The 24,364-nt window shown below is 69.5% G+C and carries 27 protein-coding genes, 1 tRNA gene and 1 riboswitch; of the genes, 17 read left to right on the forward strand and 11 right to left on the reverse strand.

Translation table 11 applies throughout. The annotated features are described in order from the left end of the window. Window positions 1-6: 6 nt before the first annotated feature. The 3 genes from ACH4MY_RS29625 (at window position 7) to ACH4MY_RS29635 (ending at window position 1,450) form a co-directional block, all read left to right on the forward strand. Window positions 7-123 (forward strand): putative leader peptide, encoded by a 117-nt coding sequence (locus ACH4MY_RS29625; RefSeq protein WP_327162274.1) that lies wholly within the window; start codon window positions 7-9, stop codon window positions 121-123. A gap of 92 nt (window positions 124-215) precedes the next feature. Beyond that, window positions 216-494 (forward strand): MoaD/ThiS family protein, encoded by a 279-nt coding sequence (locus ACH4MY_RS29630; RefSeq protein ID WP_398006792.1) that lies wholly within the window; start codon window positions 216-218, stop codon window positions 492-494. Between the two features lie 5 nt (window positions 495-499). After that, window positions 500-1,450 (forward strand): PLP-dependent cysteine synthase family protein, encoded by a 951-nt coding sequence (locus ACH4MY_RS29635; protein ID WP_398006793.1) that lies wholly within the window; start codon window positions 500-502, stop codon window positions 1,448-1,450. Window positions 1,451-1,597: 147 nt separating this feature from the next. Here ACH4MY_RS29635 and ACH4MY_RS29640 read toward each other — a convergent pair whose 3' ends face one another. Beyond that, window positions 1,598-2,092, reverse strand: a complete 495-nt coding sequence (locus tag ACH4MY_RS29640) for a type II toxin-antitoxin system PemK/MazF family toxin (protein WP_398006794.1) — start codon at window positions 2,090-2,092, stop codon at window positions 1,598-1,600. Window positions 2,093-2,295: 203 nt separating this feature from the next. On the opposite strand from ACH4MY_RS29640, the gene ACH4MY_RS29645 reads away from it, so the two are divergent. After that, window positions 2,296-3,048, forward strand: a complete 753-nt coding sequence (locus ACH4MY_RS29645; RefSeq protein ID WP_398006795.1) for an MBL fold metallo-hydrolase — start codon at window positions 2,296-2,298, stop codon at window positions 3,046-3,048. A gap of 74 nt (window positions 3,049-3,122) precedes the next feature. Here ACH4MY_RS29645 and ACH4MY_RS29650 read toward each other — a convergent pair whose 3' ends face one another. Next, window positions 3,123-4,388 carry a PTS transporter subunit EIIC gene (locus ACH4MY_RS29650; RefSeq protein WP_398006796.1) on the reverse strand — a complete coding sequence of 422 codons (1,266 nt, stop codon included), beginning with the start codon at window positions 4,386-4,388 and terminating at the stop codon, window positions 3,123-3,125. Window positions 4,389-4,699: 311 nt separating this feature from the next. Continuing rightward, window positions 4,700-5,998, reverse strand: coding sequence for a PTS transporter subunit EIIC (locus ACH4MY_RS29655; protein WP_398006797.1), 1,299 nt, complete (start codon window positions 5,996-5,998; stop codon window positions 4,700-4,702). A 198-nt stretch (window positions 5,999-6,196) separates the two neighbouring features. Here ACH4MY_RS29655 and ACH4MY_RS29660 point away from each other — a divergent pair, with 198 nt between their 5' ends. From ACH4MY_RS29660 to rdgB, 4 genes are all read left to right on the forward strand, one after another. Further along, window positions 6,197-6,469 carry a glucose PTS transporter subunit EIIB gene (locus ACH4MY_RS29660; protein WP_398006889.1) on the forward strand — a complete coding sequence of 91 codons (273 nt, stop codon included), beginning with the start codon at window positions 6,197-6,199 and terminating at the stop codon, window positions 6,467-6,469. 123 nt (window positions 6,470-6,592) lie between these two features. After that, window positions 6,593-7,324 (forward strand): ribonuclease PH, encoded by a 732-nt coding sequence (rph, locus tag ACH4MY_RS29665; protein WP_398006798.1) that lies wholly within the window; start codon window positions 6,593-6,595, stop codon window positions 7,322-7,324. 59 nt (window positions 7,325-7,383) lie between these two features. Beyond that, window positions 7,384-7,791, forward strand: coding sequence for a hypothetical protein (locus ACH4MY_RS29670; RefSeq protein ID WP_398006799.1), 408 nt, complete (start codon window positions 7,384-7,386; stop codon window positions 7,789-7,791). An 8-nt stretch (window positions 7,792-7,799) separates the two neighbouring features. Then, a complete protein-coding gene (gene rdgB, locus ACH4MY_RS29675; RefSeq protein ID WP_398006800.1) occupies window positions 7,800-8,402 on the forward strand; it encodes an RdgB/HAM1 family non-canonical purine NTP pyrophosphatase in 603 nt (200 codons plus the stop codon). A gap of 55 nt (window positions 8,403-8,457) precedes the next feature. Here the strand turns inward: rdgB and ACH4MY_RS29680 are convergent. The 3 genes from ACH4MY_RS29680 to bcp all read right to left on the reverse strand — a co-directional run bounded on the left by ACH4MY_RS29680 (window position 8,458) and on the right by bcp (window position 10,924). Further along, window positions 8,458-8,541 (reverse strand) — tRNA-Leu (locus ACH4MY_RS29680). A 242-nt stretch (window positions 8,542-8,783) separates the two neighbouring features. After that, window positions 8,784-10,283 carry a glycine betaine/L-proline transporter ProP gene (gene proP / locus ACH4MY_RS29685; RefSeq protein ID WP_398006801.1) on the reverse strand — a complete coding sequence of 500 codons (1,500 nt, stop codon included), beginning with the start codon at window positions 10,281-10,283 and terminating at the stop codon, window positions 8,784-8,786. 167 nt (window positions 10,284-10,450) lie between these two features. Beyond that, window positions 10,451-10,924, reverse strand: a complete 474-nt coding sequence (gene bcp, locus ACH4MY_RS29690) for a thioredoxin-dependent thiol peroxidase (protein WP_398006802.1) — start codon at window positions 10,922-10,924, stop codon at window positions 10,451-10,453. Between the two features lie 122 nt (window positions 10,925-11,046). On the opposite strand from bcp, the gene ACH4MY_RS29695 reads away from it, so the two are divergent. The 3 genes from ACH4MY_RS29695 to ACH4MY_RS29705 all read left to right on the forward strand — a co-directional run bounded on the left by ACH4MY_RS29695 (window position 11,047) and on the right by ACH4MY_RS29705 (window position 12,225). Continuing rightward, on the forward strand, window positions 11,047-11,367 hold the full coding sequence (locus ACH4MY_RS29695; RefSeq protein ID WP_398006803.1) for a DUF3618 domain-containing protein: 321 nt from the start codon (window positions 11,047-11,049) through the stop codon (window positions 11,365-11,367). Window positions 11,368-11,413: 46 nt separating this feature from the next. Continuing rightward, window positions 11,414-11,752: a co-chaperone GroES gene (locus tag ACH4MY_RS29700; protein ID WP_015033852.1), complete on the forward strand. Its 339-nt coding sequence runs from the start codon at window positions 11,414-11,416 to the stop codon at window positions 11,750-11,752. A gap of 52 nt (window positions 11,753-11,804) precedes the next feature. After that, window positions 11,805-11,871: riboswitch (guanidine-III (ykkC-III) riboswitch) on the forward strand. A gap of 33 nt (window positions 11,872-11,904) precedes the next feature. Continuing rightward, window positions 11,905-12,225, forward strand: coding sequence for a multidrug efflux SMR transporter (locus tag ACH4MY_RS29705; RefSeq protein ID WP_093800677.1), 321 nt, complete (start codon window positions 11,905-11,907; stop codon window positions 12,223-12,225). 25 nt (window positions 12,226-12,250) lie between these two features. Here the strand turns inward: ACH4MY_RS29705 and ACH4MY_RS29710 are convergent, their stop codons facing one another. Then, on the reverse strand, window positions 12,251-14,614 hold the full coding sequence (locus tag ACH4MY_RS29710) for a transglycosylase domain-containing protein (protein WP_398006804.1): 2,364 nt from the start codon (window positions 14,612-14,614) through the stop codon (window positions 12,251-12,253). Window positions 14,615-14,780: 166 nt separating this feature from the next. Between ACH4MY_RS29710 and ACH4MY_RS29715 the strand changes: the two genes are divergently transcribed. Genes ACH4MY_RS29715 through ACH4MY_RS29730 form a run of 4 tightly spaced genes read left to right on the forward strand, consistent with a single transcriptional unit; the run spans window position 14,781 to window position 18,846 of the window. Next, window positions 14,781-15,581, forward strand: coding sequence for an ABC transporter permease (locus ACH4MY_RS29715; RefSeq protein WP_398006890.1), 801 nt, complete (start codon window positions 14,781-14,783; stop codon window positions 15,579-15,581). Then, entirely contained in the window at window positions 15,574-16,581 is a 1,008-nt protein-coding gene (locus tag ACH4MY_RS29720; protein ID WP_398006805.1) for an ABC transporter permease, read from the forward strand. Before ACH4MY_RS29715 ends, ACH4MY_RS29720 begins: the two co-directional genes overlap by 8 nt. A gap of 7 nt (window positions 16,582-16,588) precedes the next feature. Further along, window positions 16,589-17,566 (forward strand): ATP-binding cassette domain-containing protein, encoded by a 978-nt coding sequence (locus ACH4MY_RS29725; RefSeq protein ID WP_398006806.1) that lies wholly within the window; start codon window positions 16,589-16,591, stop codon window positions 17,564-17,566. Window positions 17,567-17,577: 11 nt separating this feature from the next. Continuing rightward, window positions 17,578-18,846: a DUF445 domain-containing protein gene (locus tag ACH4MY_RS29730; protein WP_398006807.1), complete on the forward strand. Its 1,269-nt coding sequence runs from the start codon at window positions 17,578-17,580 to the stop codon at window positions 18,844-18,846. Window positions 18,847-18,879: 33 nt separating this feature from the next. Here the strand turns inward: ACH4MY_RS29730 and ACH4MY_RS29735 are convergent, their stop codons facing one another. Continuing rightward, window positions 18,880-19,182, reverse strand: a complete 303-nt coding sequence (locus ACH4MY_RS29735) for a hypothetical protein (protein WP_398006808.1) — start codon at window positions 19,180-19,182, stop codon at window positions 18,880-18,882. 37 nt (window positions 19,183-19,219) lie between these two features. Further along, the gene (locus tag ACH4MY_RS29740) at window positions 19,220-19,588 is read right to left on the reverse strand and encodes a hypothetical protein (RefSeq protein ID WP_398006809.1); all 369 of its coding nucleotides are present in this window, start codon (window positions 19,586-19,588) and stop codon (window positions 19,220-19,222) included. A gap of 807 nt (window positions 19,589-20,395) precedes the next feature. Here ACH4MY_RS29740 and ACH4MY_RS29745 point away from each other — a divergent pair. Then, entirely contained in the window at window positions 20,396-21,091 is a 696-nt protein-coding gene (locus tag ACH4MY_RS29745) for an aspartate/glutamate racemase family protein (protein ID WP_398006810.1), read from the forward strand. A gap of 577 nt (window positions 21,092-21,668) precedes the next feature. Here ACH4MY_RS29745 and ACH4MY_RS29750 read toward each other — a convergent pair. Both ACH4MY_RS29750 and ACH4MY_RS29755 read right to left on the reverse strand, forming a co-directional pair. Beyond that, window positions 21,669-22,154 carry a TrmO family methyltransferase gene (locus ACH4MY_RS29750; protein ID WP_398006811.1) on the reverse strand — a complete coding sequence of 162 codons (486 nt, stop codon included), beginning with the start codon at window positions 22,152-22,154 and terminating at the stop codon, window positions 21,669-21,671. Window positions 22,155-22,209: 55 nt separating this feature from the next. Then, window positions 22,210-23,595 carry a Tat pathway signal protein gene (locus tag ACH4MY_RS29755; protein ID WP_398006812.1) on the reverse strand — a complete coding sequence of 462 codons (1,386 nt, stop codon included), beginning with the start codon at window positions 23,593-23,595 and terminating at the stop codon, window positions 22,210-22,212. A gap of 137 nt (window positions 23,596-23,732) precedes the next feature. Here ACH4MY_RS29755 and ACH4MY_RS29760 point away from each other — a divergent pair, with 137 nt between their 5' ends. Beyond that, a complete protein-coding gene (locus ACH4MY_RS29760) occupies window positions 23,733-24,353 on the forward strand; it encodes an ATP-binding protein (protein ID WP_398006813.1) in 621 nt (206 codons plus the stop codon). Window positions 24,354-24,364: the final 11 nt, after the last annotated feature.

Genomic DNA, 24,364 nt, shown 5'->3' on the forward strand with positions numbered 1-24,364 from the left:
GAGCCCATGGTTTCCCACGACGTGAGCGAAGAGACTCCGGGCACGCCCCTGCTCGTTGCGCGCCTGCACGTCGACCTGTGCCGCCTCGCCAGCGCGATCTGTCCGATCCGCGCTGCGCTCTGAGCGACCGGCCGAGCGCACTTTCGTACGACCCCCCTCCGCGCGGGGGCCCCAGCAGCGCGCCCACCACGCCACTTCCGACAGGAGCCCACGCCATGGCCATCGAGGTCCGCATCCCGACCATCCTCCGCACCTACACCGACGGCGAGAAGGCCGTCGAGGGCAGCGGCGCCACCCTCGCCGAGCTCTTCACCGACCTGGAGACCCGCCACAACGGGATCGAGGCCCGCATCGTCGACGGCGGCAAGCTCCGCCGCTTCGTCAACGTCTACCTCAACGACGAGGACGTCCGCTTCCTCGACGGCATCGACACCAAGCTCACCGACGGCGACAGCGTCACGATCCTGCCGGCCGTCGCCGGTGGCATGGTCTGATCCACATGCGCTACGACTCCTCGCTGGCGGCGGTCGGCAACACGCCGCTCGTCCGCCTCCCCCGGCTCTCGCCCTCGGACGACGTCCGCATCTGGGCGAAGCTGGAGGACCGCAACCCGACCGGCTCGGTCAAGGACCGCCCCGCGCTCCACATGGTCGAGCAGGCGGAGAAGGACGGCCGCCTCACCCCCGGCTGCACCATCCTGGAGCCGACCAGCGGCAACACCGGCATCTCCCTCGCCATGGCCGCCAAGCTCAAGGGCTACCGCATCGTCTGCGTCATGCCCGAGAACACCAGCGAGGAGCGTCGCCAGCTGCTCGCCATGTGGGGCGCGGAGATCATCTCGTCCCCCGCGGCGGGCGGATCGAACACGGCGGTACGCGTCGCCAAGGAGCTCGCCGCCGAGAACCCGTCCTGGGTGATGCTGTACCAGTACGGCAACCCCCACAACGCCGGTGCGCACTACGCCACCACCGGCCCCGAGATCCTCGCCGACCTGCCGTCCATCACCCACTTCGTCGCCGGCCTCGGCACGACGGGCACCCTGATGGGCGTCGGCCGCTACCTGCGCGAGCAGAAGCCCGACGTCAAGATCGTCGCCGCCGAGCCCCGCTACGACGACCTCGTCTACGGCCTGCGGAACCTCGACGAGGGCTTCGTACCGGAGCTGTACGACGCCTCCGTCCTCACCACCCGCTTCTCCGTCGGCTCCGCGGACGCCGTCACCCGCACCCGCGAACTCCTCCAGCAGGAGGGCATCTTCGCGGGCGTCTCCACGGGCGCGGCACTGCACGCGGCCATCGGCGTCGGCAACAAGGCGGTGAAGGCGGGCGAGAGCGCGGACATCGCCTTCGTCGTCGCCGACGGCGGCTGGAAGTACCTGTCGACCGGCCTCTACACGGCGGCGACGACGGAAGAGGCGATCGCCTCGGTCCAGGGACAGCTCTGGGCGTAGGAGCGCGGGGGCCCGGGTGCCGGCCACCCTTCCGCAGGACGGGACGGGCGGGCACACCGGAACGGCGAGCCGAGCCGCGCCCCCGGTGACTGAACCCGCACCACCCGGCCCGGTGACTGAACCCGCACCACCCGGCCCCGCGGCCGGCTAGCGCGCCAGATGGCGGACCTGGTCCCAGAGGACCGGGTCCGCCATCCCCACTTTCCGCCGGAAATCCGACACCGGCACCTCCCGCAGCTCGTCCGTCTCCAGGAAGCTCGGCCGGCCCTGCGCGTCACCCACCGCACCCGGCGGCAGCGCGATCACGCCCGGCCGCTCGTCGTGGTACTTGCTGGTGATCTTGGCGACCAGCGCGGTGTCCCCGTGCAGCGCGAGCACCAGACACGGCCGGTCCTTCGAACCCGGCCCGTCCTCGAAGGGCACGTCCGCCCACCAGATCTCCGTCGCCTTCGGCAGTCGCGACGGAGCCTTCCGGGGCCCGGCCGGCCGGCCCGGCGGCCGGGTCCGCTCCGGCGCCCGGGTCCGCCCCGAGGGCCGCCGGCCCGTCGGCCGGCGCGACGAGCGCCGCCGTCCGTCGGCGAGCGCCACGACCAGTCCGATCACCAGGACCGCGACCAGCGCGGGCCACCACGACGTGTCCATACCTCAAGACGGTACCGGCGCGCGCCTCACTCCGCCGCAACGGCCCGCCATCCATCCGAACCGGTGACAGAGCCCGTGAGTTCGCCCACAACGGGCCACCGCGAAGGAGCGACAGGCCCTCGTGCGCCTTACGCTCGACAGACCGCACAGCCTCCCCCTTCCTCAGCGCGCTTTCCGTATCCGTCCACGGAGGTTCCCGCTCCATGAAGCTCACCGTCGTCGGCTGCTCCGGGTCGTTCCCGTCCGCGGATTCGGCCTGTTCGAGCTACCTCGTCGAGGCCGACGGCTTCCGGCTGCTCCTCGACATGGGCAACGGCGCCCTGGGTGAGCTGCAGCGACACATCGGTCTGTACGACCTCGACGCGATCTTCCTCAGCCATCTGCACGCGGACCACTGCATCGACATGTGCGGGTACTTCGTCGCCCGCTACTACCGGCACGAGGGCGGGCGCTGCGACGCGATCCCCGTCTACGCGCCGGAGGGTGCCGAGCAGCGGCTGACCACGGCGTACGCGGACACCCCGTCCCCCACCTCGATGAGCGAGGTCTTCGACTTCCGCACGCTGAAGTCGGAGGCCTTCGAGATCGGACCGTTCTCCGTCCGTACGGAGAAGGTCTGCCACCCGGTCGAGGCGTACGGCATCCGTGTCGAGCACGGCGGCCGCTCGCTCACCTACTCCGGGGACACCGGGGTCTGCGAGTCGCTGCACAAGCTCGCCGAGGGCACGGACCTCTTCCTCTGCGAGGCCTCCTTCACCCATGGCAAGGAGGACATCCCGGCCCTCCACCTCAACGGCCGGGAGGCGGGTGCGGAGGCGACGCGCTCCTCGGTGGGCCGGCTCGTCCTCACCCACATCCCGCCGTGGACCGACGGCGAGCAGAACCTGGCGGACGCGCGCCAGGTGTACACGGGCCCGTCGGAGCTGGCGAGACCGGGCGCGGTCTACGAGGTCTGACGTTCTTTCGCACGTACGGGGAAGGCCCCGGAACCTGGACGGTTCCGGGGCCTTCCCTTCGTACGGGAGGGGACTCACGCCTTGGTGAGGTCCTCGAGCTCCTCGTCGGACTCGCGGCCCGGCGTCGGGAGGTTGAACTTGGTGATCGCGAAGCGGAAGACCACGTAGTAGATCGCCGCGAAGACGAGACCGATCGGGATGATCAGCCACGGCTTGGTCGCGAGGTTCCAGTTCAGCAGGTAGTCGATACCGCCGGCCGAGAAGGTGAAGCCCGCGTGGACACCGAAGGCCCAGGTGACGGCCATGGACACGGCCGTCAGGACGGCGTGGATCGCGTACAGGACCGGCGCGATGAACATGAAGGTGAACTCGATCGGCTCCGTGATACCGGTGACGAAGGAGGTCAGCGCGAGCGAGACCATCATGCCCATCACGGCCTTGCGGCGCTCGGGGCGAGCGGCGTGGGCGATGGCGATCGCGGCGGCCGGGAGGCCGAACATCATGATGGGGAAGAAGCCCGACATGAAGATTCCGGCGCTCGGGTCACCGGCGAAGAAGCGGTTGAGGTCACCGTGGACGACCTCGCCCGCGGCGTTGGTGAAGTCACCGATCTGGAACCAGGAGACGGTGTTCACGAACTGGTGCATGCCGACGGGGATCAGCGCGCGGTTGATGAGACCGAAGAGGCCGGCGCCACCGGCACCGAGGCCGGTCATCCACTCGCCGAAGTTGGAGATGCCCTCACCGATGGGCTCCCAGACCAGACCGAACACGACACCGACGATGGTGCCGACGAAGGCCATGATGATCGGGACGAGACGGCGGCCGTTGAAGAAGCCGAGCCAGTCGACGAGCTTGGTCCGGTGGAACTTCTGCCACAGGACGGCCGCGATGAGACCCATCAGGATGCCGCCGAGGACACCCGGGTTGTTGAACTTCGCGGCGACGTCGACGCCCTTGTTGGCGGTCGTGTTGACGACGGCCTCGGCGACGGGGAAGGCCTTCAGCACATTGCTGTAGACCAGGAAGCCGACGAGCGCGGCCAGGGCGGTGGAGCCGTCCGCCTTCTTGGCGAAGCCGATGGCGACACCGATGCAGAAGAGCAGGGGCAGATTGTCGAAGACCGCGCCGCCGGCGGTGGCGAAGACAGAGGCGACCTTGTCCCAGCCGAGACCGTCGGCGCCGAAGACGTCGGGCTGGCCGAGACGGAGCAAGATACCCGCGGCCGGCAGAACGGCGATCGGCAGCTGCAGGCTGCGACCGACCTTCTGCAGGCCCTGGAACAGGCCGGATCCGCGCTTCTTCGCGGGAGCGGCGGCCTGGGCGGTGGCCGTACTCATCAACTTCCTCCAGAAAGGCAAGGCGCCGCCAGGGACTGTGAACACGGGGGGGAGGCGACGTCTCATGGAACGCGGTGGTCTGGACCGCGTGGTCTACACCAATGAGTGGTGTAGACCAGTTGTAGCACGTGTGACTTAGATAAGGAACCTTCGAATTTTGTGTGCTCAGCCATAGCTGGAAATGCACGACATAAGGCCCCCGGACCGTCAGGTCCAGGGGCCTTTCGCGGGTCTTACGGGAGGGGCAAAAGCCCTGAAACGGTCAGGCTCCGGCGAGTGAGCGCGGCACTACCTGACGTTGTCGAGCCGCCTCACTTGACGTTCTCGCGCTCCATCTCGTCCCCCACCTCGTCCGGCTCGCGGCCGGGGGTCTGGAGGTCGAACTTGGTGATCGCGAACCGGAAGATCACGTAGTACACGACGGCGAACCCGAGACCGATCGGAATGATCAGCCAGGGCTTCGTGGCCAGGTTCCAGTTGATCACGTAGTCGATCAGCCCCGCCGAGAAGCTGAAGCCGTCCTTCACTCCGAGCGCCCACGTCAACGCCATCGAGACACCCGTCAGCACCGCGTGGACCGCGTACAGCAGCGGCGCGATGAAGAGGAACGAGTACTCCAGCGGCTCCGTGATGCCGGTGACGAACGAGGTCAGCGCCACCGACAGCATCAGACCGCCGATCTCCTTGCGGCGGTGCGGCTTCGCGCAGTGGGTGATCGCCAGCGCCGCCGCGGGCAGCGCGAACATCATGATCGGGAAGAAGCCCGTCAGGAACTGACCGGCGTTCGGGTCGCCCGCCAGGAACATGGGGATGTCACCGTGGACCACCGTGCCGTCCGGCTTCGTGTACGTGCCGAACTGGAACCAGATGGGCACGTTCAGGAACTGGTGCAGGCCGATGACGAGCAGCGCCCGGTTCGCCACGCCGAAGATGCCCGCACCCCATTCGTCGAGCCCGACCAGCCAGTCGCTGAAGCTCTCCAGGGCGTCACCGATCGGCGGCCAGATCCACAGACAGACCGCGGCGAAGGCGATCGCCACGAACGTCATGATGATCGGGACGAGACGGCGGCCGTTGAAGAAGCCGAGCCAGTCGACCAGCTTCGTCCGGTGGTAGCGCTGCCACAGGTACGCGGTGAGCAGACCCATCACGATGCCGCCGAAGACACCGGGGTTCTGGTACGTGTAGCCGGCGAAGGAGTCGTCGGTACCGAGGCAGCCGCCACCGATGTCGGTCGTACCCGTCGGGCAGTCCTTCGGGAACTGACGCAGCACCGTGTAGTAGACGAGGAAGCCCACGACGGCCGCGAGCGCGGTGGAGCCGTCCGACTTCTTCGCCATGCCGATCGCGACACCGATGCAGAACAGCAGCGGCAGACCGAGGCTTCCGTCGAGGAGGGCGCCGCCCGCGCCCGCCATCACCTTCGCGACGTTGTCCCAGCCGAGACCGTCCGCGCCGAAGACGTCCGGCTGCCCGAGCCGGTTGATGATGCCCGCGGCCGGCAGGACGGCGATGGGGAGCTGGAGGCTGCGCCCCATCTTCTGCAGCCCCTGGAAGAGTCCGCCCCACACGGACTTCTTCGGCCGCGCCGCGGCGCTTTCGGTACTCATCGGCGTCCTCCCTGCCCGGGAACGACCCGGGTCCGCGTCTCGTTGCACACTGGTGTAGACCAGTTGCGATAGGCTCCCCGGAGCCCACTGAGGACAGGCCGCCGGTGATCGTCATCATTCGGCAGAACGGCGGCACTCGCTCGCGAAGTTGGGCCAACCGTGGGTTACCGTGACAAAGCGGACCACAGGTGCGCCGAGATTCGCGTTCGCGCGAACGGAACGGACAGGGAGAAACACATGGCCACCAAGGCTGAGAAGATCGTCGCCGGACTCGGCGGCATCGGGAACATCGAAGAGGTCGAAGGCTGCATCACCCGCCTGCGCACCGAGGTCGTGGACCCCGCCCTCGTCGACGAGGCCGCCCTCAAGGCCGCCGGCGCCCACGGCGTCGTGAAGATGGGCACCGCGATCCAGGTCGTCATCGGCACCGACGCCGACCCGATCGCCGCCGACATCGAAGACATGATGTGAGCGACTGACACACGTCGGCCGAATCACGTCGGCGCAGGGCCCGTTCCGGCAGGGGAACGGGCCCTTCGTCATGGACGGACACAACGGAGGAACCCCCTCCCCGTGTCCCGCTAGGCTCGTCCCATGTCTCGTATCGACGGCCGTACCCCCGAACAGCTCCGCCCCGTCACCATCGACCGCGGATGGAGCAAGCACGCCGAGGGCTCCGTCCTCGTCTCCTTCGGCGACACCAAGGTCTTCTGCACCGCCTCCGTCACCGAAGGCGTCCCGCGCTGGCGCAAGGGCAGCGGCGAAGGCTGGGTCACCGGCGAGTACTCCATGCTTCCCCGCGCCACCAACACCCGCGGCGACCGCGAATCCGTCCGCGGCAAGATCGGCGGCCGCACCCACGAGATCTCCCGCCTCATCGGCCGCTCCCTGCGCGCCGTCATCGACTACAAGGCGCTCGGCGAGAACACCATCGTCCTCGACTGCGACGTCCTCCAGGCCGACGGCGGCACCCGCACCGCCGCCATCACCGGCGCCTACGTCGCCCTCGCCGACGCCGTCGCCTGGGCCCAGGGCAAGAAGCTCGTCAAGGCCGGCCGCAAGCCCCTCACCGGCACCGTCGCCGCCGTCTCCGTCGGCATCGTCGACGGCATCCCCCTCCTCGACCTCTGCTACGAGGAGGACGTCCGCGCCGACACCGACATGAACGTCGTCTGCACCGGCGACGGACGCTTCGTCGAGGTCCAGGGCACCGCCGAGGCCGAGCCCTTCGACCGCAAGGAGCTCAACGCCCTCCTCGACCTCGCGTCCGGCGGCTGCGCCGAACTCGCCGAGATCCAGCGCAAGGCCCTCGAAGGAACTCTCTGACCCCTCACCGCGTCATGACGGGCAACGGGCGCACGGATACGATCCGTGCGCCCGCACCAATGTCATGCACAGGGGGAGGACCCGCCTTGAAGCGCCGTCTCGCACTCGCCGTGGCCACGGCCGCCGCACTCACCACCGTCCTGAGCGGCTGTGGAGCCCTCGACAAGGCCATGGACTGCGTCAAGACCGCCGACGCGATAGCCACCTCGGTCACCAAGCTCCAGGACGCCGTCTCCAACGCCTCCAACGACGCCACACAGATCGAGGAGTCCCTCAACTCGATCTCCACCGAGCTCGGCAACCTCAAGGACACCACCGACAACGCCGACCTCGCCAAGGCCGTCGACGACCTCACCAAGGGGGTCGACACCGTCCGCACCGCCGTCAAGAACGGCGACACCACCCCGGACATCACCCCCATCACCGACGGGGCCACCGAGATCGGCAAGGTCTGCACCCCGGGATAATCGACGGCATGACCCGTCTGATCCTCGCCACCCGCAACTCGGGAAAGATCACCGAACTCCACGCGATCCTCGCCGACGCAGGTCTCGACCTGGAACTCGTCGGCGCGGACGCGTACCCGGAGATCCCCGACGTCAAGGAAACCGGCGTCACCTTCGCCGAGAACGCCCTCCTCAAGGCCCACGCCCTCGCGCAGGCCACCGGCCTGCCCGCCGTCGCCGACGACTCCGGCCTCTGCGTCGACGTCCTGAACGGCGCCCCCGGCATCTTCTCCGCCCGCTGGTCCGGCACCCACGGCAACGACCGCGCGAACCTGGACCTCCTCCTGGCCCAACTCTCCGACATCGCCGACGAACACCGGGGCGCCCACTTCGCCTGCGCGGCGGCCCTGGCCCTCCCGGACGGCACGGAACGAGTCGTCGAAGGCCACATGCCGGGCACGCTCCGCCACACCCCGACGGGCACGAACGGCTTCGGCTACGACCCGATCCTCCAGCCGGAGGGCCACGAGATCACCTGCGCGGAACTGACCCCGGCGGAGAAGAACGCGATCAGCCACCGCGGCAAGGCGTTCCGGGCGCTGGTGCCGGTGGTGAGGGAGCTGCTGGGCTGAGGGCCCGTATGCGAACGGCCTGCGAATCGATCCTTCGATTCGCAGGCCGTTTCTGTGCGGCGGAAGGGATTCGAACCCTCAAGCCCGATCAAGGGCCACAGATCCTAAGTCTGCTGCGTCGCCATTGCGCCACCGCCGCTCGCTGCGTGTCATCGTACCGGGCGCCACCCCGGCACCACGTCGTGGTGGTCGCATGGCAGTCGGGGCACAGCAGCCTCAGGTTGGTGGCGGTCCGGTGCCCCCCCCATCGCGTCCCTTCCCCTGTGCGGATCTCGTACGGACCAACGACCCGAATATCGGACGGCCACGTCATATCGCGTACGAAGGGCACGAGAACGGCCCGCGCCGGGATGGCCGGTGCGGGCCGTTCGGGGGTGTGGGTCAGAACTTCGGGTCCGGAGTCTGGGACATGACCAGTTCCGCCGCTTCCTCCGGGGTCTCCACCGACGGCGGGGAGCCCTCCAGGGGCTGCTGGGCCGTCTCCTTCATGCAGGCCACCGCGATCACTCCGACGAGCGCCGCGCCCATCGCGTAGTACGCCGGCATCAGGTTGCTGCCGGTCGCGCCGATCAGGGCCGTGATCACCAGCGGGGTCGTACCGCCGAACAGGGACGCCGACAGGTTGTAGCCGACCGAGAGGGAGCCGTAGCGGACGTCCGTCGGGAAGAGCGCCGGGAGCGCCGCCGACATCGTGCCGAGCATGCAGACCAGCGACAGGCCGAGCATCAGCATGCCCGCCGTGATCGCCGCCACGCCGCCCTGCCCGATCAGCAGGAACGCGGGCAGCGACAGGAAGAGGAAGCCCAGCATGCCCGCCATCAGTACCGGCTTGCGCCCGAAGTGGTCGTTCAGCCGGCCGACCTGAGTGATGATCAGCATGAGGAGGACCATCACGCCGAGCAGGATCAGCAGCCCGTGGGTCTCGCTGTAGCCGAGCTCGTCGGAGAGGTACGTCGGCATGTACGACAGCAGCATGTAGTCGGTGATGTTGTACGCGCCGACCAGCGCGATGCACAGGATCAGCGTCGGCCACTGCTGCCGGAAGATCTTCGCCAGGTCGCCCTTGGCGGAGGTCTCCACCGCGTCCGCCGCCTCCGAGGCCCGCGCCGACTCGCTCTCCAGCTTCTGGAAGGCGGGCGTCTCGTCGAGCCGCAGCCGCAGGTAGAGGCCGACCAGGCCCAGCGGGCCGGCCACGAGGAACGGCACGCGCCAGCCCCACGCCTCCATCGTGTCGGAGCCGAGCCAGGTGGTGAGTGCCGTCACGAGGCCCGCCGCGGCGACGTATCCCGCGAGGGTGCCGAATTCCAGGAAGCTGCCGAAGTAGCCCCGGCGGCGGTCGGGCGCGTACTCGGCGATGAAGGTCGAGGCGCCGCCGTACTCGCCACCGGTGGAGAAGCCCTGGAGCATCCGGAAGAGGATCAGGAGCAGGGGTGCCCAGAAGCCGATCGAGGCGTACGACGGGATCAGGCCGATCGCGAAGGTGCCGACCGCCATGAGGATCATGGTCAGCGCGAGGACCTTCTTTCGGCCCAGCCTGTCACCCATCGGGCCGAACACCATGCCGCCGAGCGGACGGACCAGGAAGGCGACCGCGAACGTCGCGAACGACGACAGCAGCTGGACCGTGTCGTTTCCGGAGGGGAAGAAGACGTGGCCGAGGGTGACGGCGAGGTAGGCGTAGATGCCGAAGTCGAACCACTCCATGGCATTGCCGAGCGAGGCCGCCTTCACGGCTCTCTTGACCGCCGCCTCGTCGGTCACCGTGATGTCGGTCCGCCGCAGCCGGGGCTGCCGACGCCGGGTGACGGCCCTGAACAGGTGCGGATGGCGCCTCTGGGCCTCGGGATCGGCGGCGGGGTCGTCGCGGTCTGTGGCCGGCATGGCCGTACGTCCTCTCTCCGGGAAAACTCCAGAGGACCTTCTGCACGGTCATGCCGTTCACAAACGGGAACCGCCCGGGAATGGGACGTGCGTCACGTCGCATGGGACGTGCGTCACGTCGCACGGGGCGTGTGTCGCGGCGCCCCCGTCCCGGGCCCGGCCCCGTGTCAGGCCTCGATCGAGAGGTCCCTGAGGATCTTGGCGACGTGTCCGGTGGCCTTCACGTTGTAGAAGGCGTGTTCCACCTTGCCGTCCTCGTCCACGACGACCGTCGAGCGGATCACGCCCGTGACCGTCTTGCCGTACAGCTTCTTCTCGCCGAAGGCGCCGTACGCCTCCAGGGTCTTCTTCTCCGGGTCGCCGACCAGCGTGACCTTCAGGTTCTCCTTCTCGCGGAACTTCGCCAGCTTCTCCGGCTTGTCCGGGGAGACGCCGATGACGTCGTAGCCCGCGGCCGCGAGCACGTCCAGGTTGTCCGTGAAGTCGCAGGCCTGCTTGGTGCAGCCGGGGGTGAGGGCGGCCGGGTAGAAGTAGACGATGACCTTGCGGCCCTTGTGGTCCGCGAGGGAGACGTCGTTGCCGTCCGCGTCGGGCAGGGTGAAGGCGGGGGCGGTGTCGCCGGGCTGCAGTCGCTCGCTCATGGCTCTCCTCGGGATGGTTCGCGTACGCGTTCAGAGCCTAATGGGGGTCTGGGACGACCCGGAGGCGACAGAACTGACAGACTGTCCATCAACGACCGGATCACGACTACGGAGGCAGCGCGGTGTCGGACGCCAGGACCCCTGCGCAGATCGAGGCGGACATCGTCCGCCGGCGCGAGCAGCTCGCCGTCACTCTCGACGAGATCGGCATTCGGGTGCACCCGAAGACGATCATCGGGGACGCGAAGGCCAAGGTCGCCTCGACGGTCGACCAGACCGCCGGACGCGCCTTCGTCGCCGTCAACCGAGTCGTCTCGGATGTGAAGGCACGTTTCACCGATGAGGAGGGCGCGCCCCGCCTGGAGCGCGTGGTGCCGGCCGCCCTCGTGGCCGTGGCGGTGATCGGGCTGCTCGCCGTGTCCTCCCGCAAGGGCAGGGGATGACCCCTCCCCGCCACGGGCGTCACCGCCGGGCAGGTAGGTTCACTCCGTGAGCGAGAACACGCACGACAAGCTGCCCATCCGGATGCTCCACGACCGGGTCCTGGTCCGCACCGACTCCCCTGAGGGGGAGCGGCGTTCGGGCGGCGGCATTCTGATTCCGGCGACCGCCGCCGTGGGGCGTCGGCTCGCCTGGGCCGAGGTGGTCGCGGTCGGTCAGAACGTCCGTACCGTCGAGATCGGCGACCGGGTGCTCTACGACCCCGAGGACCGTGCCGAGGTCGAGGTGCGGGGCGTCGCGTACGTCCTGATGCGGGAGCGCGACCTGCACGCGGTGGCCGCGGACCGGTTCCAGGGCACGACGGACTCGACCGGGCTCTATCTGTAGCGGTGGCTTCTCCGGAAGGCCCTGGTGACCACGGTCACCAGGGCCTTCCGTCGTTTTTTGCTAGCCTGGGGACACCCGACGAGACGCGCCGTACCGGGATTCCGACAAGACGACGCACCCCTGTTGTTCCGTCTCGCGGAGGTGTTGTCGTCATGGCCTGGGTTCTTCTTGTCGTCGCGGGTCTGCTGGAAGTCGGCTGGTCGATCGGGATGAAGTACACCGACGGCTTCACGCGGCTCTGGCCCAGTGTGTTCACCGGGGCGGGGATCGTCGCCTCCATGGTGCTGCTGTCGCATGCCGCCAAGACGCTGCCGATCGGTACGGCGTACGGCGTGTGGGTCGGGATCGGCGCGGCCGGTGCGGCGGTGCTCGGCATGGTGGTGCTGGGGGAGCCGGCGACCGCCGCCCGGATCTTCTTCGTCTGTCTGCTCCTGGTCGCCGTGGTGGGGCTCAAGGCGACGTCGGGTCACTGACCTGGGAGAACGAGGCGGCCTCGGGTCATCGGCCCGGAGGAGCGGGGCGGCTTCCGGTCGTCGGCCGGGGCCGGGGACCGGGGCGGGGCGGTCCGGGGTTGCGCGAGTCCGCTCTCGGGCCGCGCGAGGCCGCTCCCGGGCCCGCCTCGCCCGTCTCGTAAGTCTCTCCGGCCGCATCGGGCCTGTCGGGCCTGTCCGTGGTGTCGGGTCCGGCGGGCCGCTTGGTCCGCTCCGCCGTGACGGCCTCCTCGACCCTGCCCGTGCCGTCGGTGCCGTCGGTGCCGTCGTTCCGGTCCGTGCGGTCGGTTCCGTCGGCGCCCTCCGGGCCGTCCGGCGTCGGCGGGACCGGGGGCAGCGCCTCCGCCCCCGGCATCAGCCTGAGGTCGAAGTCCCGTGGTGCCGCGTCCGCCAGTGCCTCCCGGGTGAAATGGGCCCAGATCTCGGCGGGTGCCCCGCCGCCGTTGACCCGGGACTCTCCGAGGGCTCCGTACAGGGGTTCCTGTCGGCCCGACTCCGGGTCCTGGCCCATCAGGGCGACGACCGTCGCGAGTTCCGGGGTGTAGCCGGCGAACCAGGCGGCCTTGTCGTCCTCCGCCGTGCCCGTCTTGCCCGCCGCGGGCCGGCCGGCGGCCTGCGCGGCCGTTCCGCTGCCGACCTCGACGACGCTCCGCAGGATCGACGTGGTCGTGTCGGCGGCCTCCCGGCTCACCGCCTGCCGGGTCTCGGCGGCCGGTGCCGTCAGTTCCCGGTCGTCCCTGGTGACGCGTTCGACCAGCGTGTACGTGCCGTGCCGGCCGTGCGCGGCGAGGGTGGCGTACGCCGTCGCCATGTCGAGGACGCTGGCCGTGGCGGGGCCGAGCGCGATGGAGGGGGAGGCGGTGAGGTCGGGGGTGGAGCCGGGGAGTCCGAGGGCGATCGCGGTCCGCCGTACGTGTCCGGGGCCGACGTCGACGGCCATCTGGGCGTACACGGCGTTCACCGACAGATCGGTGGCGGCGCCGACGGGGATCTCCCCGTAGTTCTCGTCGTCCTCGTTGGCGGGGTCGTACGGGCCGCCGTTCCAGCCCTCGACCGGGCGCCGGTTGCTTCCGTCGTACATCGTGTGCGGGGTGATCGGTTCGCCGTGCTGGGTCTGGGCCCCGCTCTGGACGGCGGCCGTGAAGACGAAGGGTTTGAAGGTGGAGCCGACCTGGTAGTCGCGGCGGGTGGCGTTGTTGACGTACTGCTGGGTGTAGTCGACGCCGCCGTACATGGCGAGGACCTTGCCGTTCTCGGGGTCGACGGCCGCCGCCCCGACCCGTACGTACCGGTCGGCGGGGGCGCGCGTGGGGTCGAGGCGGGTCATGACCTGTTCCTCGACGGCCTGGACGAGCGCCTCCTGTTTGGCGGGTTCGAGGGTGGTGGTGATGCGGAAGCCACCGCCGGCGAGGGTCTTCTCGTCGACGATGCCGTGGTCGGTGAGGTACTCCTCGACGGCCTGGACGAGATAGCCGCGCTGTCCGGAGAGACCGGTGGCGGGGCGGGCGGTCTGGGGGGCGGGGAAGCGGGCGTCGGCGCGGTCGGCGCGGCTGAGCCAGCCCTCGGTGACCATGCCGTCGAGGACGTAGTTCCAGCGGGCGACGGCCTTGGCGCGGTTCTCGGGGTGGGTGGTGACGTCGTAGGCGCTGGGGGCTTTGAGGAGGGAGGCGAGGTACGCGCCCTCGGCGGTGTCGAGGCGCTCGACGTCCTTGCCGTAGTAGGCGCGGGCGGCGGCCTGGACGCCGTACGCGTTCCGTCCGAAGTAGCTGGTGTTCAGATAGCCCTGGAGGATCTCCTCCTTGCTCTTCTCGCGGCCCAGCTTGATCGAGATGAAGAACTCCTTCGCCTTGCGGCTGAGGGTCTGCTCCTGGCCCAGGTAGTAGTTCTTGACGTACTGCTGGGTGATGGTGGAGCCGGACTGGCGGCCCTTGCCGGTGACGGTGTTCCAGGCGGCGCGGACCATCGCCTTGGGGTCGACGGCGCGCGAGGTGTGGAAGTCGCGGTCCTCGGCGGCGAGGACGGCCTGCCGGACGGTGAGCGGGACGCGGTCGAGCCGTACGTTTTCGCGGTTGACCTCGCCGTCCCGGGCGAGGGGGCTGCCGTCGCGGTAGAGGTAGACGTTGGACTGGGCGACGGCGGCGGAGTTGGCGGGCGGGATCTCCACGAGGAGGTAGCCGGCGACGAAGGCGCCGGCGAGCAGCAGGGTCCCGAGGAGGAGCAGCCCGAAGAGGGTGCGCAGGAGGCGGCGGGGCCGGCGCTTCGGCGCGGGGGATGGCTTCGGTGAGGAGAGGGTGGGGTCCCTCGGCTCCCAGCTCGTCGGGCGGGCTGGCCGGGGGGCGTCGGAGTCGCTCGTGCCGGAGGAAGGGGACATGGCATCCCATATTGCCCCCAAGGTGACGAAACTCCTGAATACGACCCGAAGCTGACGGGAAATCCGGTCGCGGTGTCGGCGCGGATCCCGCTAGGGTCGTGCGCTTCGGCGTTTTTCCGTGTTTGACGGACTTGGTGTCCTACGTACCGGAAGGGGGAGCGGCATGCTGCGGCTGTACGTGACGGTGGCCGCGGGCGGGTTCCGGCGCCATGCCACCTATCGGGTGGCGACGGCGGCGGGTGTCTTCACCAACACCGTCTTCGGCCTCATCCTGTCGTACACGTACATCGCCCTCTGGGACGAACGCCCGCAGCTCGGCGGCTACTCCGCGGACGACGCCCTCGCCTACGTCTGGATCGGGCAGGCGCTGATCACGGTCTGCGGGATGATGGGCGGCGGCTTCGAGGACGAGCTCATCGATCGGATCAGGACCGGTGACATCGCGGTCGACCTCTACCGGCCCGCCGACCTCCAGATCTGGTGGTTCTCGGCCAATCTGGGCCGGTCCGCCTTCCAGCTGCTCGGCCGCGGGGTCGTCCCGATGGCGATCGGCTGGCTCGCCTTCCGCTTCACGCTGCCGTCCGGGCCGGGAGCCTGGCTCGCCTTCCTGGTGGCCGTGGCGCTGGGCTCCACGGTCAGCTTCGCGATCTGGTACCTGGTGGCGATGAGCGCGTTCTGGCTGATGGACGGTCAGGGTGCGGTGCAGGTCGCCTGGCTGGGCGGCCTGTTCTTCTCGGGGATGCTGCTCCCGCTGAACGTCTTCCCGGGCGCGCTCGGCGAGGTCGCGCGAGTGCTGCCGTGGGCGTCGCTGCTCCAGGTGCCGGCCGATGTGTACCTGGGGAGGTACGAGGGCTGGGCGCTCGCGGGGGCGTACGCCTTCCAGGGCTGCTGGGCGCTGGTCCTGTTCGGCGCGGGGCGGGCGGCGCAGGCGGCGGCGACACGGAAGGTGGTGGTGCAGGGTGGCTGAGGCCTCGCGGGTGGAGGGAGCGGAGGGGGTGGACGCGGGTCCCGGAGGGCGTACGGAAGAGCTCGGCGGCGACTCCGAAGGAGGCACGGACGGGCTCGGCGGCGACTCCGAAGGGTGCGTGGACGGGCTCGGCGGCGGTTCCGGAGGGCGTACGGAAGGGGTCGGCGGCGACTCCTGGGAACGTCCGGACGGGCTCCTCGCCGACTCCTGGCGTACGTACGGCATGGTCGCGGGCATGTGGATCCGCTCCACGATGACGTACCGCTCGTCCTTCGTGCTCACGCTCGTCACCGGCTTCTGCGTGACCTTCTTCGACTTCGTCGTCATCATCCTGATGTTCGGCCAGGTGGAGGGCCTCGGCGGCTTCGCGTTCGCGGAGGTCGCGCTGCTGTACGGGACGGCGGGCACGGCGTTCGGGATCGCGGACCTGACGATGGGCTCGCTGCAGCGGATGGGCAAGCGGGTCAGGGACGGCTCGCTCGACACGTTCCTGATGCGCCCGGCGCCGCTGCTCGCGCAGGTCGCGGCGGACAAGTTCGCGCTGCGGCGGTTCGGCCGGATCCTCCAGGGCCTTTTCGTCCTCGTCTGGGCCCTGGTCCTGCTGGACGTGGAGTGGACACCGCCGAAGGTGCTGCTGCTGCCGGTGACGGTGGTCTGCGGGGCGGTGATCTTCGCCGCGTTGATGGTGCTGGGCGCGTCGGCGCTCTTCTGGATGCAGGACGCGACGGAGGTGACGAACGCGTTCACGTACGGCGGGAACACCCTCCTCGGATACCCGCCGACGATCTTCGCCCAGGACCTGGTGCGGGGCGTCGTGTACGTCGTACCGCTGGCGTTCGTGAACTGGCTGCCCGTGCTGTACGTCCTCGGCCGGCCGGCCCCGGCCGGGGTGCCGGAGTGGGCGGCGTTCGCCTCGCCGCTGGTGGCGGCGGTCTGCTGCGGGGTGGCGGCGCTGGCGTGGCGGGCCGGAATCCATTCGTACCGATCGACAGGAAGCTGAGGCGGGCGTGCCGTTCATCGAACTGGACGCACTGGAGAAGACCTTCACGGTCCGCCGGAAGGCGGGCCTGTTCCGCCGGGAGAAGCGAGAGGTCCGGGCGGTCGACGGCATCAGCTTCGGCGTCGAGCGGGGCGAGATGGTCGGCTACATCGGCCCGAACGGCGCCGGGAAGTCGACCACGATCAAGATGCTGACCGGCATCCTCACCCCCACCGGCGGCCGGCTGCGGGTCGCCGGCATCGACCCCTCGCGCGAGCGGACCCGGCTGGCGCAGCGGATAGGGGTGGTCTTCGGGCAGCGGACGACGCTCTGGTGGGACCTGCCGCTGCGGGACTCGTACCGGCTGATGCACCGGATGTACCGCATCCCCGACGCCCGCTACCGGGAGAACCTCGGCCGCTGCGTGGAGCTCCTGGAGCTGGGGGAACTCCTCGACGTACCGGTACGGCAGCTCTCCCTCGGCCAGCGGATGCGCGGCGACATCGCGGCCGCCCTCCTCCACGACCCGGAGGTGCTGTACCTGGACGAGCCGACGATCGGCCTGGACGTCGTGTCCAAGGCGAGGGTGCGGGAGTTCCTCGGCGACCTCAACACCACACGGGGCACCACGGTCCTCCTGACCACCCACGACCTCACCGACATCGAACAGCTCTGCTCGCGCGTGATGGTCATCGACCACGGACGCCTGATGTACGACGGGGGACTCGCCGGCCTGCACGCCGTGGGCGAGAGCGAACGGCTCCTGGTGGTGGACCTGGAGCGGGAGCTGCGGCCGATCGAGGTCCCGGGAGCCCGCTTCGTACGGTCGGAGGGCCCCCGCCAGTGGCTGGCCTTCCCGGCCACCGCATCGGCGGCTCCGCTGGTGGCGGCGGTGGCCGGGGCGTATCCCCTGATCGACCTGTCGGTGCGGGAACCCGACATCGAGACGGTGATCGCGAAGATGTACGGGGGAACTCGGGAGGACCGCCGGGAGTCCCTCAGGTAGGGAGGCAGTCGATGGTGAGTTTTTCGTACACGGCGGCGGACGAGGAAAAGAGCAGAGGCGTCCGCCGCATGAAGACGCTGGCGACGGCGCTGCTGCTCGCCGTGGCGGTGATCTACGCCCTGGCGACCTGGGCCGAGAACTCGGGCTGGGGGGCCTGGACGGGCTATGTCGCCGCGGCGGCGGAGGCGGGCATGGTCGGCGCGCTCGCGGACTGGTTCGCGGTGACGGCCCTGTTCCGGCACCCGCTGGGCCTGCCGATCCCGCACACGGCGATCATCCCGACGAAGAAGGACCAGCTGGGCGCGTCACTGGGCCAGTTCGTGGGCGAGAACTTCCTGTCGGCCGATGTCGTACGGGGCAGGCTGGCGGCCCTGGGCATCGGCGCCCGCCTGGGCGGCTGGCTGTCGGACCCGGCCCACGCGGACCGTGTGACGGCGGAACTCTCCACGGCCCTCCGCGGCGCGCTCACCGTCCTCCGCGACTCCGACGTCCAGGCGGTCGTCGGCGAGGCCATCACCCGGCGGGCCGAGGCGGCCGAGATCGCGCCCGGCCTCGGCAAGACCCTGGAGAGGATCGTCGCCGACGGGGCCCACCACCGGGCCGTCGACCTGGTCTGCACCCGCGCCCACGACTGGCTCGTCACCCACGGGGAATCCGTGATGGACGCGGTGCAGGGCGGCGCGCCCGGCTGGACCCCGCGCTTCGTGGACCGCCGCATCGGCGAACGGGTCTACAAGGAACTCCTCCGCTTCGTGACGGAGATGCGGGACATGCCGGGCCACCCGGCGCGCGGCGCGATCGACCGCTTCCTCGGCGACTTCGCCGCCGACCTCCAGGCCGACACCGACACCCGCGCCCGCGTCGAACGCCTCAAGTCCGACCTCCTGGCCCGCCCCGAGGTCCAGGACATCATCGCCTCGGCCTGGTCGTCGGTCCGCAACCTGATCATCGCGGCGGCCGAGGACGACCACAGCCAGCTCCGCCTCCGCGCCCGCGCCTCCCTGATCTCCCTCGGTAAGCGCCTGTCGACGGACTCCCGCCTCCAGTCGAAGGTCGAGGGCTGGGCGGAGGACGCGGCGGCGTACGTGGTGACGACGTACCGCGGCGAGATCACGTCCCTGATCACGGACACGGTCGCAGGCTGGGACGCCACCCAGACCTCGAAGAAGATCGAGGCGAACATCGGCCGCGACCTCCAGTTCATCCGCATCAACGGCACGGTGGTGGGAGCACTGGCGGGGCTGCTGATCTATACGGTGAGCCATGGGGTGGGGGGCTGAGGGGGCTTGTGCACACTCCGCCCCCGGGCGGGGTCAGCCCCGGTCGCGGGTGACGGCCCAGGAGGCGGCGGCCATGCCTCCGGCGACGGAGAACACCGCGGGCCAGGCCCCGATCTTCTTGGCCAGCGGATGGGACCCGGCGAAGGCGGCGACGTAGGCGGTCCCGAGCCCGGCAGCCACCTTGGCCCCACCGACCTGCTGCCACTCCCGGGCGGCGACAGCCCCGGCCCCCGCCAGCACGACCCCACCGAGGGGCCGCTTCTTGGTCCAACGCGCCACGGCGTAACCCCCCACGAGTCCGGCGGCGGCGATGACGGGGGAGGGGATGCGGGGCATGGGGGGGCCTTTCGCTCGGCTTGGTTGCCCTTCGAGCCTACGAGGGGGCGCGGGTGTGTTCCCCGCCGGGCACCGACATGGGCTCGTTACGGGCGGGCGTGGCGCATGCGGGGCACAGGGTCTCGTCGGCGAGGGGCCGGAACAGCATGGGCTGGGTGTGGTGGCCGGCGCACTCGCGTGTGCCTTCGAGGCGGACGGAGAGCCGGATCCGTGTGGGGGCAGGTGTGGGCGGGGTCGGCAGAGCGCGGGGTGGGACGTCGCGGAGGAGATGGCGGACGAGTCCGCCGGGTCGGTGAACGGGCGTGCCGGTGCCGGGCAGGCCGCGTAGGACGTGCTCGTGGACGTCGGCGGACGAGTGCCCGGCGTCGAGCCAGCGGGCGGCGAGGCGGGTGAGCTCGTCGCGCATGCCGGGCGGGATGTGCCGCAGGGCGGGGGAGAGGAGGGGCAGCGCTCCGACGAGGGCGCGGGCGCCCTCGAAGTGAGGGTCGGCAGGCGTGCCGCCGACAGGTACGGGGGCAGATGCGGGCGCATCGACGGTCTCGGCCGGTTCGGCCGATGTGGCCGGCTCGACCGACTCGGCCGGAGGGTTGGAGGTGTCTACCCTCAGGTGTTTGTCTGGATGACCGTCGGTCGACGGGGTGGTCGGCCGACCGGCGGCCGGTTTCCGGGGACTCGGCGCGACCTGTGGGGATACGCGGTTCGTGCAGGTGAGGAGGCCGACGGCCTCGTCGGAGGTCAACGGGGTGCTGGAGACGAGCTGTTGGGTGACCCATCGCCCGCCGGGTCCCTGAACACGCCGTTCATGCACGAACCCCTCCTCCTTCAGCTGACGCTTGGCGCGGGTGAAGGCGCATCCCCCGATCCGGGCACGTCGGGCGGTCGCGGAGAACGACTCGCGCGCGTCGGTGGGGAGGGAGAGCTGCCAGGTCAGGAGCCGAACGGCGTCGGAGGTGAGCCGAGGATGCCGAATGATCTCGTGCGAGAACTGACTGAAGGCATGGGAGGGCGCGTTAAAGTGCCGGTAGATCACGGTGGAGTCCAGTTCCGCTAGTGGTTCAGGCCCTCGCAGATGGTTGGCGCCATCAGCGAGGGCCGTTTTGCGCGAACGTACAGCACGGAGAGTGCGCGAAGGGATGCGCGGAGTGAAGAGCGCTCGTGTGGGTGACCATGAAGAGGAGCGGCTGAACTCCATGTGCAGGTGAAGGGCGGGGCGATGAGGACGATCGGGCTGATCGGTGGGATGAGCTGGGAGTCGACGGCGGAGTACTACCGGCTGTTGAACGAGCTCACGCGTGACCGCCTCGGTGGGCTCCACTCGGCGCGGTGCGTGCTCTACTCGGTGGACTTCGCGGAGATCGAGCAGTTGCAGGTCCAGAACCGGTGGACGGAGGCGGGCGAGATCCTGGCTGCGGCCGCACGGGCTCTGGAGGCGGCGGGCGCGGACATGGTGCTGATCTGCACCAACACCATGCACAAGGTCGCCGACCAGGTGGAGACGGCGGTTTCGGTGCCTCTGCTGCACCTGGCCGACGCCACGGCGGAGGCGGTACGGGCGTCGGGCCTGCGCCGAGTCGGCCTGCTGGGCACGGCGTTCACGATGGAGCAGGACTTCTACCGAGGTCGCCTGGAAGTCGGCGGACTGGACGTACACACCCCGGACGCTGTTGGGCGCGAGATCGTCCACCGCGTGATCTACGAGGAACTCTGCCTGGGCATCGTGCGGGAGGAGTCGCGCGCCGCGTACCAGAAGGTCATGGCGGAACTGGTCGCCGACGGCGCTGAAGGCATCATTCTGGGCTGCACCGAGATCGAGCTTCTCATCGGTCCCGAGGACAGCCCCGTCCCGGTCTTCCCCACGGCACGACTTCACGCGGAGGCCGCCGTGAACGCGGCCCTGGCAGCCGAATAGCCCGGCAACGGCCGGGCACTACGGGCGAACCGGCAACGGAAGTGCGGGCGCGGCCGCCCTCTTTCCGAGTGTGGCGGCCTGCACCACCGCGTCAAGGGCGCTCCTGCGTCGCGTCGCTGCGCGATGGGCTGCGCCCACCCTTGACCCGGCGGTGCAGGCCGCCTTTTCACACTCGGAGGGCGGCCGAGGGCGTGACCACGCGGGGCTTCGGGCAGTGGGCGGCGTCGGGGTGCGTCTGCCGGTCGGTGGGGTGGGGCTTGGTTCGTGGCCGGGCGGGGTGGGCCGCTTTGCCTTGTTTCGGGGTGCGCGGTTGTTGATTGGGGCGGCCCGGCGGCGCTCAGCGTCTGCCCGCCGTCGTTGGGTGGGGATTCAGGCCCCGCTGGTCGCCCTCCGTGGGTGGTGGGAGCGGGCGGCGAGAGTTTCCTGCACTTTCATCGCCCGATAAGGGCGATTCGCCGTGATTGCCCGTCTCTCTCGGGCGAGTTACTCCGAGTTATGCGCAGTTACTCATGCCGCGACCCACCGGGAGTGACCAGCGGGGCCTGAAGCCCCGGACATCCCACCCACCCCCACTGCCTCAGCGCTCGGAGGCGTCTCGCCAGTAGTCCGTGAGCATCTCGCCCGGCCACGTCGGCTGAGTCACGGGTTCGCGAGGGAGCATCTCCTGGAACACCGCGACGAGATCGACGATCTGAGTGCCGTCGTCGGCGTCGAGGTCCACGACGTGCAGGTCGCGCCCGTCGACCTTGAGCAGCCTCGGAAAGGAAGTAGCCAGCCGGGCAGGACGGCGATGGTTGTGGTGGACGAAGGTGCCGGTCGCCGGCCACGCGGGGTTGTCGCGAGGGCTGCGGGCATGGAGCGCGACATCGTCCGGTGAACCAAGATTGAAGAACCATGTGACCTGGAGGTGCGAGAACTCCTCGATGCCCTGCAAGGTCTCGACGGGGAACTCCGGCCGCAGGCGGATGACTGATTCCACACCACCCTTGAAGTCGTCGAGCCGCCCGCTGTGGCCCCCGACCACGTCGGCGATGACGGGCACCTCGATGAACCGTGCAGGCACAGTTTGGCCTCTCTTACCGTCAACTCACTTATGAGATAGGGCGACTTCGACGCCGTCAGGTTACTCGTCGGAGCGCGATCCGGGCTCGCTCGTCCACGTCGGTGACGGAGGGGATTCCGCGATTGCGAAAGGGTGAAAGGACCGTACGCATGGTGGCGGCCGCCTCCCGTGCCCTACCGGACTGCACGCCGTCCATGGCGTCCAGGGCTTGGGACCAGGTGTGGCACGCCGCATCGATATTGCCCTGTCCGGCTTGAACGGTGCCCATGTAGCCGAGCGTGACAGCGTGGGTTCGACTGAAGGAGTCAGTCCTACGGTGTCGAACGCTGGCGCGGAAGTGACGCAGGGCGCCGTCGAGGTCTCTCAGAGCCCATAGTGTGCGGGCGGTTTCATGGGCGAGGGACGCCTCCTGGAAGAACCACACTCGCTGCGGTTCGTCGTCGCCTACCGCAGCCCGCCCGAGGTCGGATTCGGCTTGGCCAATCGCGGCGATGGCGTTTCGATGCTGGCCGTCCACGGCCAGCGCCCGCGCACGCACGATGCCGATCAGGGCTCGTTCGCGCGGGGTGGCGTGGTCGTATCTCTTGCGCTCGGTAGAGGCGGTGGCGAGGTCCAAGGCCGCTCTGATGTGCCCCAGATCTATGGCCTGATGGGCCATCGCCCGCAGGATGTGCCCAGCGAGGGGAGCATTGTCGGCTTCGGCGGCAAGCCGGAGGGCAAGGGTGAAGTAGCGTCGTGCGTACTCGTGTTCAGAGGCGTCGAAGCTCATCCAGCCAGCCACGTAGACTGCTTCGGCTGCTGCGGAGTACAGAGACCGCCGGGATTTCTCGCTGCTGAAAACTCCGCCGATGTACCGGGCGACATCGTCGACGATGTACTGGTAGAGGGCCGTTCGACCGTCGACACCCCCGTGGCGCTGATCGCGTCGGGCGAAGAACTCAGTCATCTCGCGAACGGCCCGCACTTCGATCCCGCCGACCTTCCGGTTCGGGTCGGCCACGCGAAAGCGCGCCCGCTGCGGAGCGTCGTCCCACCACGGATCCCTGGGCAGGACTAATCCGCCGACCGAGTAGACGGCGGCGCCGGCGAGGAGGCGGCGGCGTTCGCGGTCCATGCTGTTCCTCCATAGGTCGAACAGAGCCGTCAGCGTGTCGGTGTCCCACTCGGACTCGGTGGCCGTATCCGAGGCGTTCCCCCTGAGGCCGATCTCCGTGAGTGTGAGTGGACGTCCCAACCGTCGCGACAGAGTTTCTCGCAAGACGTCGGCTGCCCGGCCCCGGGGCCGGGTTCCAGCGATCCACATGGCGATGTGTGAGCGTGTGACGTTGAGAAGTTCGTCGGCCCCAGCTTCCGCCGCGACGCGCACCACTGCGGCAGCCACCACGGGCTGTGACCAGCCTGTCTCGATCACTCCAGCCAGTTCGTCGTTCCTGCGCGTCATGCGGCGCCCCTGTTCACATGAGAACAATCTTTGACGGGTTTGACGGCGTCGAGGCCTAGGCGGGGATATCCGCCCGCCGCGAATCACGGTTCGCTAGGGGAACACGAAACCACCACATGGTGATTGAGGGAGGACGAATGGTGGCTTTCAGCCACGTGAGTGACGGCGAAGGGCGTGAGGCTCCAGCCCCGATTTCGACGGCGTCCGACGCGCTTGATCCGCGAACGGACTTTCGAGCTTTCGCCTCTTTGGTGTCCCCCTCGAATGGCGCCAGGGGTACTGCGGGGGCGCACCCGTTCGCAGGTGAGGAATCTGTGCTTGCGGCTAGCGGTTTGAGGTCAGCGCCCGCTTACTCCTATCCCACAGGGCACCCCGCGTACTCGCAGACGCTCCCGCGCGAACCGCAGAGCGCGGCGGTCGCCCGCAGGCTGGTCAGCACGGCACTGACTCTCTGGAGTCTGGAAGCCCTGATCTCTGATGCCCGCCTCGTGATCACCGAATTGGTCTCCAACGCGGTCGGTCACAGTCGACTCCCTTTGATCCGTGTGATCGTCGCCAGACCCTCCACGGACGGTGTTCGCCTCGGTGTAGTCGACCGATCCAAGGCCATCCCGATTTTGAGAAGCGACGTCGCCGACGACCAGACCCGGGGACGAGGACTGCTCCTTGTCGACGCCCTCACGGACCGGTGGGGTACCGAGCTGTACCGATGGGGGAAACAGGTCTGGGCCGAGCTGCGAAAGGGGAGCGGGCAGTGACCGAGGAGGGC

Origin of the sequence: Streptomyces sp. NPDC017246 (assembly GCF_044331325.1) — a bacterium.
Taxonomy (GTDB): Bacteria; Actinomycetota; Actinomycetes; order Streptomycetales; family Streptomycetaceae; genus Streptomyces.